The organism is Shewanella decolorationis S12 (assembly GCF_000485795.1).
Classification (GTDB): Bacteria; Pseudomonadota; Gammaproteobacteria; order Enterobacterales; family Shewanellaceae; genus Shewanella; species Shewanella decolorationis.
Genome location: NZ_AXZL01000047.1, coordinates 19,138 through 30,644 on the forward strand (window position 1 = coordinate 19,138; position 11,507 = coordinate 30,644).

The following is an 11,507-nucleotide window of genomic DNA, read 5'->3' on the forward strand; positions in this document are numbered from 1 at the left end:
GGTCTTTTTGGTTGCCAAGGTGCTAACTGCTACCAAAAGCGCTTTCTAAGTGCGGTCTCGATATCAATCTCAACCCTAAAGTATTGCAAAATCGTCCAAACGGAATCGACTAAGGCTTCGGTAAGTGCGGGGTAATCATCCTCGATAATCCCGTTAATTTCTTCGACGGTTTCATCGATATATTCCTGAATCCCTTCCTCAAATTCGGCCTTTGTCGCTTGATTGCGGAAAAAGCTAAAGTGGTCGAGCTTTTCAATCAATAGTTCCACCAGCTCTTTAACCGAGTTTAACTGTTGAGCTGTGATGCTTGGATCGCTGGCTATCGGCTTAAAGAAAAGCTGCACTCTGTTTTTGAGATCAAACAGCGTCGGGATTTGGCTTCTATCCACTGCCGCATCACTGACCTCTAGTCTAGTTTTTTGGGGTTGAGCGGGTTTTGGCGCCTCCACATGGGTTGTGCCACATTCAAGAGTAAGCGATGCGACTTCTGGCTTCGCTACCTTTTGTTCGATAATTGTGGGGGCTGCTGGTATTTCACGCCCTAGCTTTTGTAATAGCCGACGTTGGAAATAACTTTGTGGCTGGGCTTTGCTCAGGGCTTGCTCAAGTTGTGACTCACTGTAGGGGACGATTTGCAGTAGTACTTCGAAAATCTCTTTATATTCCTGCTCCATAGTCACACTCAGCGGGCTATAACCTAAGCTGTTACTTACGGTTAAGTCGCCGCCATGTTGCTGCAACAGTCTTAAGATCCGCACCGCTGTTGATTCAAAGCGTGGAAACTCATTCGAGCTGCCGCCCATCACGGCGCAAAGGGCTGGGGTGGTGTCTTCGGCATTGATGGCATTGGGGTTAGCACCATGCTCAAGTAACACTTCAACGCAGGACTGCGCGCCGTAATAGCAGGCGCACATCAGAGGCGTAAATTGTTCATCTACTGAGAATTCTTCAATTTTGGCTCCGTGGCGTAGTAATAGTTCCACAGTATTACGTCGCATCGGGCCTGTGATTTGATCCCACCAGTAGGTTGAAATTGCCTTGTGCAATATGGGCGAATTATCATGGCCGCAATGGGTGAAAATATCTCCGCCTTGGTTAATCAGCCATTCGAGAACTTGGGTTCGACAGGCGATGGCCGCAGCGGACACGTAGTTAGTGTTGTAAATATTGGTAAGGCTTAAATCGAGTCCCTTGGTGAGCAGATATTCCATCACTTGGATAAGTGTGGCTTGATCTTCCTTACCCGAACCACGTTGGCAGATAGTCAGCAAGCTTGGTTCATCCACCGCACCAAACTTTTTATTGATATCCATGCCATATTTTATGAAGAGGTCGAGAAACTCCGGCAGAAAGGTTTTCTTCTCGACCATCGGATAAACCAATAGTCGCAAGTTAGACCAGGCTAACATTTCATAGGGTTTACCCGCATTCATAAACACTGAATTTGGATCCGCGCCATATTTGAGCAACAGCTCTAGTGCTTGATAGATATACTCCCGTTTATTCACATCGGTAAATTGGGCGTTATCAATAAATTGGTTGAGCACGGGTGAATGGTCGGCGCCAGGCGGTGTCATCCTATAGATGCGATTGATATCGACGGTTGCCTTAATTAATTTTTCGATAATTCTGAGGTCAAATTCTGAGGTCAATGCCGCGTAGAGTAAACTTTTCGCGTGGGAGTCGGCTTTGAGCTGCGGATAATGATCAAGCAGATATTCAGTGTATTGCTGCGCTTTTGCGTAGACACAGAGTTCGAGTAAATTGGCGTCATCCCAAAAGCTGCTATCGTTGGCCATAATATAACGAGGCTTTTTAAACTCAGGATAGCGTTTCACTAATGGCGCGAAGGCTTCAATCCCCCAAAAGTCGCTAGATAAAATAATCTCTTCAATCAGACTTAATTGACCAATATCTAAATAAAGGTCTTTGTTAATAATATGTAGGAATAGCTCTTTACTGCGCTCTGCATAAAGGATTTCTAAGGGATGATTTAACTCGCCATTGGTCCAGAAACTCACCGAATGATTGATATCCAGCCCCTGTTCAAGCAGCAGATCTAGCATAGCGATGCGCTGATTATCTTGATAAATATACTGAGGGTTAGGGTGAAATAAGTAGTTTAACCAGCAGTTATTAAATTGATTTTGGTAGTAAAGATTCGCGCCAGCCTTGATGTAGAGCTTTACCAACTCAGGATTATTAAATTCAAGCGCTGAGTGTAAGGCGCTAAAACCATTGCATTCAATTTGAGCGCCATTATCCAGCAGATATTGTATTAATTCGAGGTCGGATTCAGGGCTACGAGAAAGCGGAACTAAAACATTACAGGGGGAAATATCGGGATCAATAAAATTAATATCACCGCCATTGGCGAGGTACTTATTAATTTTTTGTAATTTCTTGGCTGTAGACAGCTCGTTATCGACACATATTTCCCGCAGAGTGAGGTTATTATCACCAAAAATCCAATTTAGCATGGGCTTCCCTAATTATTTAACAATAATGCAGCAAATTATCATCTAGATAAATATCATTTTACCGGATGAAAAAGAGGCCTAGTTTAATACAGGTGCTGAATAAAAAACTATGTGGATTAGGAAGGATAAAAACAGACTTGTTCGAATTTTGGCATGACTCACAACACATTATTCAATGAGTCATTTCTCAATTCACAGGATCAACAGGCCTATGGCCTGCTAATATTGGCGAGTGGTTATGCGATTAGCTCAGTGTGCAGTGGCAATAGCATTGGGATTTCACAGGCGTCGTGGCCAGTATTGCCAAGGGGGGCGCTTAAGTAGTTAAACCCTAAGTGTTCATAAAGCTTTAGGGCTTCTTTGAGTAATGCGGTGGTTTCGAGATAGCAGCTCTGATAACCCGCTTCACGGGCGAACTCGAGGGCCTGCAGCGCTAAGCGCTTGGCTAAGCCTTTACCGCGGATCTCGGGCATAAAGTACATTTTTTGCAGCTCACAAATGCCTGCATTATTAGCCAGTGGCGCTATTCCGGCGCCGCCAACGACTTGGCCTTCATGTTCTATCACCCAGTATTTGGCGCCCGGCTGCGAATAGATTTGGCTTAAACAATCTAAGGTTGGGTCAGCCACGCTATAGCCTTTATCTGCAGTTAAACCATATTCGGCGGAAACCGCGCGGATCACTTGGGCAATGGCGGCATCATCGGTGGCGGTCGCTTCACGGATAAGGCAACCCGATTGTTGTTTGGCTTTGTGTATGGCTTGGTTGTATTGCATTAGGGCTTGCTCGATTTGTTGGATTTGATCAGGGGTAAGCTGCGCTAAAATTTCTTGAAAGAGTTGATTCTGTTGGATATCTAACTTCGCGAGCAGCTTTTTACCCGCAGTCGTGAGTTGCACGACAAGGCAACGATTATCCCGTGGATGCATTTGACTCTGGGCGAGGTTTTTATCGACTAAGTGTTTGATTGCTCGGCTGGCATTGGATTTATCTATGCTCAGCTTACAGGCGAGTTCCTTAATGGTTTGCGGTTGTTTACCTAGCTCAAGTAAGGCGTGGGCCTGTACTGGGGACAGAGGTAAATCACCCACAGCTGCATTGAGCATGCCTAAGTGTCTGACCATATAGCGGGAAAGTTGTCTCAGTTGGCTCGAGGAGTCTAGATCATTTGCCATAGTCGAATTGAGTACCATAAGAATTAACCAATGTTGAGCCATGCAAGTACCAGTGCGGGCTGCCGTCGCTCATAAAATCATTTAGTTGCAAGTCACAACCAAATTAGCGGGCTTTGCTCGGCTTTGCAATATCTCATTAACAAAATTTAAGGGTACATCTCAGGATTCAAAAACGGCGCCATGGCGAGGATGATCGCTTGGGTATAATTGCTCTCACGGGTGGCATGGCCGTGGGTGAGCAGGCCGATTGCACCGCCTTTTTGTTTGATGTTGACAGTATTGAATAGTTTATCCATCACATGACCCAACTCTTCACCCGCTTCGAGTGCCTGATAAACCTGCATCGGCAGCGGCAACAGGGCGCCTCGGCCAATGCTTAAACGAGCTTGGTGAGCAATCGCAATATAGGCGAAGGTCGCAGGACCGAACTCGAAACAATCGACGCCGCCTTCCATCGCAAAGTAATAATCTGCTTCAGCATGTTGTTGGCAGTAGTTAACGCGATTGACTGCACCTTGGCGGGTGTCGCTATCTGTCATAGGTTGTGCGGGCACGCCCGAGGGCGCATCCATGCCTTGAGTTTGGATCTCATATTCAGGGAAGAGCAGCGCCATGGCATTAGCAGCTGCGTTAATTTTGACGGGGTTTTTCGAACCGACGATCACTTTGATAATGTTTTGTTGCATATAAGTTATTTATTTTGGTTTTTAATGTGGACGCTCGTTTGAATCATTGCTTAAATGGTCGGAGGTGTCTCGCCTCTGGGTTTTCTATTTTGCCATATTCATCGCCTTGGCTCAGTAAAAAAGCGAATGCATGGGGATCAAATAGCCAGAGTCTTGCATCAGGAAGCGACATACGACTATTGCTCCTTCAGTCAATTAGCTGATTTAAGCAGTAAAGCGATGTCATTGAAGGAACTAAAATTAAGAGATAATAATAATGAAATTCAACAAACTCATGATCGCGATGGGGATGGCCTGCGGCGTTATGCTCACAGGCTGTAACGACAGCGAAGATAGCACTCCACCTACCGAACCTGAAACCCAGCTGCAAACATTTGCCCCCAACGGTTTACTCAAAGCCAATATTCGACGAACCACCTACGGTGTGCCTCATATCCAAGCCGATAACCTAGAAAGCTTAGGTTTTGGTAGCGGTTACGCGCAGGCGCAGGACAACCTCTGTGTGCTTGCCGATGGTTTTATTAAGGCCAACTCCCAACGCTCTATGTACTTTGGTCCCCATGCGTCGATTGATTTCACCACAGGGCTGCCTACCGCTGAAGACAATGGCAACTTAATCTCCGACTTTGCCTATAAAGCCTTAAAAATTCGTGAGCAAGCCGAGGCCAAATGGCCGCAGTTTAGCGAGCGTTCTCGTGCATTAATCCAAGGTTTTACCGCAGGTTATAACCAATACCTTGCCGATGTGGAGGCGGGTAAACAAACCGTCGAGCCTTTCTGTGGCGGCCAACCTTGGGTGAAGCCCATTGTGCCAGAGGATGTGGTGACTTACCTGTTTTCTATCGCCCTGCTACCCGGTGCAGCCAACTTCCTCGATTTGATTTTCTACGCTAACCCCGGGGATGGGCAGGAGTATATGCCGCGTATCGTCGGGCCAGCACCAAGCCAAGAGCAAACCGCGTTTGTCAGCGATATGCAGTCTAAATTGCTTGCCCGTGCGGCGCGCATTACTACCCCCGAGACCAATCCACGGGATTTAGGTTCTAACGGTTGGGGACTGGGTAAAGACAAGACTGAAAATGGTCGCGGCATGGTGCTCGGCAATCCGCATTTCCCACACACGGGCAACCTGCGCTTCTGGCAATCGCACATTACCATCCCAGGCCAATTGGATATGATGGGCGGCTCGCTGGTGGGCATGCCAGGCCCTATCAACATCGGGTTTAACAAAGACTTAGCTTGGACTCATACCTTCTCTACCGCTGAACACTTTGTGATGTATAACCTTGAGCTGGTTTCGGGCGACAGATTGCAATATCTGTTCGATGGGCAGCCGATGCCGATCAATAAAGAGACTGTGTCTATCCTAGTGAACGCTGGCCCCGCTGGCATGTTAGTGGCTGAAAAGGATATTTACACCACGGCGAAAGGCCCTATGGTCGAGGCACCGCCTACGCTTGCGCCTTTTGGGTGGGATGATGGCAGTGCTTTTATGATCCAAGATGCCAATATGGGGAATATGGATCCCGTCGATCATTGGCTCGCCATGAACTTAGCGACCAATAAAGATGAATTCCAACAAGCCTTTAAAGACTACGACGGGGTGATTTTCAATAACACTATGTATGCCGATAAAGAGGGCAATGCCTTCTATATCGACGACTCGACCGTGCCCGGTTTGTCCGAGGCGGCCGTGGTGGTGTTAAAAACTTCGCCCGATATTAAAGCGGCAAAAGAGCAAGCCGGCTTTACCATTCTGCCGGGGAATACTTCGTTATTTAGCTTTAGTGGCCCCACGCCCTATGAGCGTGCGCCTAAGCTTGAGCGTAGTGACTTTGTGCAAAACTCAAATGACTCCTTCTGGTCAACCAACTTAAATGAGCCTCTGACGTACTTCTCGCCTATGTATGGTCCAGAAGCCGGGCAATTATCGCTGCGTACTCGTATGGGCTTAACCTTAATGCAGGATGCGGCGGGCAGCGATGGCAAGTTTAATCTGGAAGAGCTCGAAGCCGCGGTATTGTCGAATCGCAGTTATTTAGCTGAGTTGGTATTGCCGGATTTGATTGCCCAATGTGAGGCGCAGGGCAGTACGCCTGTGATGGTATCAGCGAGTTTATCGAAGGATCTCACCTCAGCCTGTGCAGCGCTCAAAGCCTGGAACGGTAAGCAAGATAACGACAGTAAAGGTGGCGCTTTGCTGCGTGAGTTTGCCCATCAGTTCAGCCAAAAAACCATGTTGACCAAGGGATTTGACCCCGCGAATGCGGCGACCACGCCTAATACGCTTACCACGGACGGTAGCGCATTAGTGGCGCTTGCCCATGCGGCCTTGAATCTTGAAGCCGCAGGTTTTGCCTTAGATGCACCGTTAGGTGATGTGCAGTTTGTCGAGAAGTCACTCCCCGATGGCACTGCCAGCGGCGCGCGTTTACCTTGGCCGGGCAGCCATAACGCAGAAGGTGGATTCAACGTATTCTCGACCAGCTTGTCGGGAGATGACACTCTGATCCCGCAGCATAAGTACGCGCCGCTAATGGATGTTGTTACGGGTAAGGCTATGGCCTCAGGCATGACGGCTAAGGGTTACCAAGTGCGTTACGGTTCAAGTTGGATGATGGCGGTCAGCTTTACCGATGAGGGCCCTGTCGCGCGCGGCATACTTACCTATTCGGAGTCGAGCAATATACTGTCACCTTCCTTTGCCGACCAAAGCAAGCTGTATTCCAGTAGTAAGGCTTTCCGTCCATTACTGTTTAAGGAAGCTGATATCGCCCCAGCGGTAATTTCGACCACAGAACTGACGCTGCAAAAAGCCCAGTAATGGCTGAGTTGTAGTGAATAGATGGGCCCACTCAGGTGGGCCTTTTTTATGGTGCTGAGCTTGCTGTTTCAAAATGTGAAAATTTAACAATTTTCACTGTGATCTTGTTCAAGATTTTATGGTGGCTAATTGAAGTCGATCCCATTTAGCATCTTTTTGCGACTCAATGCAGGTTTGCGCTTTTTATCGACAAGCGGGCAATGTCAACGCTTAGGTGTTAGCGTGAATCAACTGTACGCTATTGGTGATTTTGTGTGATCTTTTTGATGCGTTATTGGAAGTTTATTACATGGATTCATGGATCTAGATCGCAATATCAGCTTTATTTGAAATTTCATTACTTAAAATGGTGCTAGATCAACTTTTGCTAAAGCTTTTTCGCTATCCTTACGCCGAATTTTTTATGCGGTATCACCGTAAGGTAATTTTAAAATGCAAAAAGATGCGATCAGTGTTCTCGAAACACCTCAAAGCACGCAAGAAAGCACAACAAGACACTTACCATGGACGCGCCAAGACACCACTTGGATGCTAAGTTTATTCGGCACCGCTGTGGGGGCGGGCATTCTATTTCTTCCTATCAATGCGGGCATGGGCGGTTTTTGGCCCTTAGTATTGATGGCCATTATCATCGGCCCTATGACCTATCTCGCCCACCGTGGCCTGTCACGCTTCGTATGTTCATCGAGCATTCCCGGTAGTGACATTACCCAAGTAGTTGAAGAACACTTTGGAATTGGCGCGGGCAAGGCGATTACGCTGCTGTATTTCTTAGCGATTTATCCTATTGTGTTGATCTACGGTGTGGGGATCACTAATACCGTCGACAGCTTTATAGTCAACCAGTTGGGCATGGCCTCACCACCACGTTTCCTGCTGTCAGGTGTGTTGATTTTCGGCATGATGGCCGTGATGGTTGCCGGTGAGCAATTTATGCTGAAGGTGACTCAACTGCTGGTCTATCCGCTGGTAGGGATTTTGGCCTTTATGTCCATCTATTTGATCCCTGAGTGGAAAATGGATGCGCTGCAAGTCGTGCCAGAAACCGGCGCCTTTTTAGGCACTGTATGGTTAACCATTCCGGTATTGGTGTTTGCCTTTAACCATTCTCCAGCGATTTCACAATTTTCGGTTTCTTTAAAACGTGACCATGGTGCCAACGCGGCACGTAAGGCCGATGTGATCCTGCGTAATACCTCGATGATGTTAGTCGGCTTTGTGATGCTATTTGTGTTCTCCTGCGTCTTGTCGCTGTCGCCAGAACAGTTGGCTGAAGCGAAGGCGAAGAACCTGCCGATTTTATCTTACCTTGCGAACGTGCATGACAGTGGTTTTGTCAGCTACTTCGGGCCTTTCATTGCGTTTGTGGCGATTGTGTCTTCTTTCTTTGGCCACTACATGGGCGCGACTGAGGGCATGAAGGGCATTATCGTTAAGCAGTTGCGCTCAAGTAACAAACAAATCAGTGAGAACAAGCTGAACAAGTTTATCTTAGTGTTTATGTTTGCCACGATTTGGGCCGTTGCGATTAAAAATCCAAGTATTTTGGGGATGATTGAGGCGCTGGGCGGGCCGATTATTGCGGCGATTTTGTACTTAATGCCAATGTATGCCGTGTACAAAGTGCCGGCTCTGAAGGCTTACCGTAACCGTATCAGCAACGTGTTTGTGATTATTGCGGGCCTACTGGCGATGACGGCTATTCTGTTTGGCTTGTTAAGCTAAGCTTGGAATTAAAAGCGGTTTGAAACGAAAGGATCGGGTTATGCCCGATCCTTTTTTATTACTTTTCTTCGTACATCAGATAGTAACTCTGCTTCATCCCTAGTGCTTGGTAGGTTTGCTGAGCGGCGGTATTTTCCTGCTCCACATAGAGACGGAAACTCGCGGCGCCACCATTGGCCTCAGCCAACTGTTTCACCTCAGCATAGAGCTTGCCATAAATCCCCTGACGGCGATTTTGCGGACGAATATAAACGCTTTGGATCCAGTAATAATCTTTGGCGCGCCAGTCGCTCCACTCGAAGGTAACCATCAGCGAACCGACAATGTCGCCATCGATTTCGGCCACCAGATAAAAGCCTTTCTCAGGGTGATTCAATAGGGTATTGACGCCTTTAATCAGGGTCGTTTCGTCTAGGGCGAGGCCTTCGGTTTCCTGTGCCATTGCCTGATTAAATTGAACTAGGGCGGTGAGATCTTGCACTTTAGCTTTACGGATCAACATATAACAACTCCTCGGCGGTTAATGGGATTTACCGCTCTTGTGTATGGGGATGACGCTTATCATTCGGCGGCACACTTTAGCACGGAACCGTTTAGAAGAACGAGTGAACAGCGTTTCAAATCCTGCTTTAATCACGGCTAATTTTTGTACGACTAAAGTCTAATCTGCTAGGCTTGAATAAGGTTTTCACCTTAAGGGAGTGGCGCGATTATGGCATTCGTAAAATCAACTCGTCGCTTTAAGCCCAAATTTTTACAAGCCTATGAAGTACAAAAAGATCTTAAGATTAATCATGGGATGCACTTTGTACTTACCTTAATCACTTTTGGTTTATGGGGGCTGGTTTGGTGGTATTTAATCCTCAAATCGCAGGGGGATAATCAGTCACTCTTTAGCGGTTTCGATGATGACTATTGGAGTTACCTTATCGAGTGTGAGCAGCCGCCCGCATCCCTTTATCGCCAACGTTTTGCCGCCTCAGTCAGATCGGTGCAATTTGAGGCATAAGTTAACTATTAGGTGGATTTTGCAGCGGTTGACATCAACGTGATATAGATCATCCTTAGAATTTTATCCCTTATGCTAGACTCGGCGGCTGGCTAATTTAAGGTTAGTCCCGCCAAGGATAAGGCTTCGCCCTATCATCATTTCAAACTCAAGGTTATAAACATGTCAAAACAAAGGTCATCAGCCTTAGGCCGGATCTGGTCTTCTTGGATGTCAGTGCCCCTGTGGCTGCAAATTTTCGTCGGTATGGTGCTCGGGATTCTGGTGGGGGTCACTTTAGGCGAGCAGGCTTCCTACCTAAAACCTATCGGCACCCTGTTTGTGAATACCATCAAGATGCTGATTGTGCCTTTAGTATTTTGTTCTTTAATTGTCGGTGTCACCTCGATGGAAGACACCGCCAAAATGGGCCGAATTGGGTTTAAGTCTTTTGCGTTTTACCTATGTACGACCGCGATAGCCATTAGCTTAGGTTTGGCCGTGGGCTATGTGATTCAGCCAGGTGCCGGTGTGCCTTTACTCCATCATGAAACGGTGCAAACAGCGAAGGAAGTTCCTTCTGTGATGCAAACCCTGATTGACATAGTGCCTACCAACCCCGTCGCCGCCTTGGCGAGTGGCCAAATTTTGCAAGTGATTGTGTTTGCCGTGGCGCTTGGGATTGCCTTGGTCTTGATTGGCGACCATGGTAAGCCTGCGATTAAGGTGTTTGAAAGCCTTGCAGAGGCCATGTACAAACTCACTGACATGGTGATGAAGCTTGCGCCCTATGGTGTGTTTGGCTTGATGGCATGGGTTGCGGGCGAGTATGGCATCGACATGCTGTGGCCGCTGATTAAAGTGATTATTGCCGTTTATATTGGCTGTATTATCCACGTGTTAGGCTTCTACAGCATAGTGCTGCGCCTATTTGCAAAGCTTAATCCACTGCATTTTTTCAAGGGGATCAGCAATGCGATGGCGGTGGCATTTACCACCTCAAGTTCGGCGGGTACTTTACCTGCAAGCATGAAATGTGCGAGCGAATATCTCGGGGTAAATAAGAAGATCTCTAGCTTTGTGCTGCCCTTAGGCACCACCATCAATATGGATGGTACGGCTTTATACCAAGGCGTGACCGCGCTGTTTGTGGCGCAGGCCTTTGGTATCGATTTAACTTGGGTCGACTATCTAACAATTATTTTAACCGCGACCTTAGCCTCAATCGGTACTGCGGGTGTACCGGGCGCAGGTTTAGTGATGTTGACCTTAGTGCTCTCGACTGTGGGTTTGCCCTTAGAAGGCGTGGCCTTGATTGCGGGGATTGACCGTATTCTCGATATGGCGCGCACTGTGGTAAACGTATCTGGCGATTTAGTGGCGACGACTGTGATTGCTAAGTCAGAAGATGAGCTCGATGTTGAACATTACAATGCCGACATGGTGCAGAGCGCTATGATTGCCGAGCAAAATGCCGCGAGTGAAAACGCCGCGACGAAAAGTTAATTCATCGAATAATAAAAAAAACCGCCAACTAGGCGGTTTTTTATTTTTAGCCCAAAACCACCTACTTCAGTAGGTGGTTATCATCATTTGAGGCTTTGCCTGTATACCTACCCATGTTAAATG

Annotated in this window: 8 protein-coding genes; 4 read left to right on the forward strand and 4 right to left on the reverse strand. The window is 47.3% G+C overall.

Annotated elements, in window-relative coordinates; all coding sequences use genetic code 11:
• Positions 1–29: 29 nt before the first annotated feature.
• The 3 genes from SHD_RS03485 to yjjX form a co-directional block, all read right to left on the reverse strand.
• Positions 30–2,480, reverse strand: a complete 2,451-nt coding sequence (locus tag SHD_RS03485; RefSeq protein ID WP_023265867.1) for an ankyrin repeat domain-containing protein — start codon at positions 2,478–2,480, stop codon at positions 30–32.
• A gap of 236 nt (positions 2,481–2,716) precedes the next feature.
• Positions 2,717–3,655 carry a bifunctional helix-turn-helix transcriptional regulator/GNAT family N-acetyltransferase gene (locus SHD_RS21525; RefSeq protein ID WP_039977402.1) on the reverse strand — a complete coding sequence of 313 codons (939 nt, stop codon included), beginning with the start codon at positions 3,653–3,655 and terminating at the stop codon, positions 2,717–2,719.
• Between the two features lie 146 nt (positions 3,656–3,801).
• Positions 3,802–4,341 carry an inosine/xanthosine triphosphatase gene (gene yjjX / locus SHD_RS03495; RefSeq protein ID WP_023265869.1) on the reverse strand — a complete coding sequence of 180 codons (540 nt, stop codon included), beginning with the start codon at positions 4,339–4,341 and terminating at the stop codon, positions 3,802–3,804.
• 256 nt (positions 4,342–4,597) lie between these two features.
• Between yjjX and SHD_RS03500 the strand changes: the two genes are divergently transcribed.
• Together SHD_RS03500 and SHD_RS03505 are read left to right on the forward strand one after the other, a co-directional pair.
• Positions 4,598–7,165, forward strand: coding sequence for an acylase (locus SHD_RS03500; RefSeq protein ID WP_023265870.1), 2,568 nt, complete (start codon positions 4,598–4,600; stop codon positions 7,163–7,165).
• Between the two features lie 432 nt (positions 7,166–7,597).
• The gene (locus SHD_RS03505; RefSeq protein WP_023265871.1) at positions 7,598–8,890 is read left to right on the forward strand and encodes a serine/threonine transporter; all 1,293 of its coding nucleotides are present in this window, start codon (positions 7,598–7,600) and stop codon (positions 8,888–8,890) included.
• A 58-nt stretch (positions 8,891–8,948) separates the two neighbouring features.
• Here the strand turns inward: SHD_RS03505 and SHD_RS03510 are convergent, their stop codons facing one another.
• Entirely contained in the window at positions 8,949–9,392 is a 444-nt protein-coding gene (locus SHD_RS03510) for a GNAT family N-acetyltransferase (protein ID WP_011627125.1), read from the reverse strand.
• Between the two features lie 210 nt (positions 9,393–9,602).
• Here SHD_RS03510 and SHD_RS03515 point away from each other — a divergent pair, with 210 nt between their 5' ends.
• Both SHD_RS03515 and SHD_RS03520 read left to right on the forward strand, forming a co-directional pair.
• Positions 9,603–9,899, forward strand: a complete 297-nt coding sequence (locus tag SHD_RS03515; RefSeq protein ID WP_023265872.1) for a DUF4234 domain-containing protein — start codon at positions 9,603–9,605, stop codon at positions 9,897–9,899.
• 162 nt (positions 9,900–10,061) lie between these two features.
• On the forward strand, positions 10,062–11,384 hold the full coding sequence (locus SHD_RS03520; RefSeq protein WP_039977399.1) for a dicarboxylate/amino acid:cation symporter: 1,323 nt from the start codon (positions 10,062–10,064) through the stop codon (positions 11,382–11,384).
• Positions 11,385–11,507 lie beyond the last annotated feature (123 nt).

Coding starts and splice junctions, on each gene's coding strand:
- SHD_RS03485 (WP_023265867.1), bottom strand. CDS start 2,480: ATGCTAAATTGGATTTTTGGTGATAATAACCTCACTCTGCGGGAAATA.
- SHD_RS21525 (WP_039977402.1), bottom strand. CDS start 3,655: ATGGCAAATGATCTAGACTCCTCGAGCCAACTGAGACAACTTTCCCGC.
- yjjX (WP_023265869.1), bottom strand. CDS start 4,341: ATGCAACAAAACATTATCAAAGTGATCGTCGGTTCGAAAAACCCCGTC.
- SHD_RS03500 (WP_023265870.1), top strand. CDS start 4,598: ATGAAATTCAACAAACTCATGATCGCGATGGGGATGGCCTGCGGCGTT.
- SHD_RS03505 (WP_023265871.1), top strand. CDS start 7,598: ATGCAAAAAGATGCGATCAGTGTTCTCGAAACACCTCAAAGCACGCAA.
- SHD_RS03510 (WP_011627125.1), bottom strand. CDS start 9,392: ATGTTGATCCGTAAAGCTAAAGTGCAAGATCTCACCGCCCTAGTTCAA.
- SHD_RS03515 (WP_023265872.1), top strand. CDS start 9,603: ATGGCATTCGTAAAATCAACTCGTCGCTTTAAGCCCAAATTTTTACAA.
- SHD_RS03520 (WP_039977399.1), top strand. CDS start 10,062: ATGTCAAAACAAAGGTCATCAGCCTTAGGCCGGATCTGGTCTTCTTGG.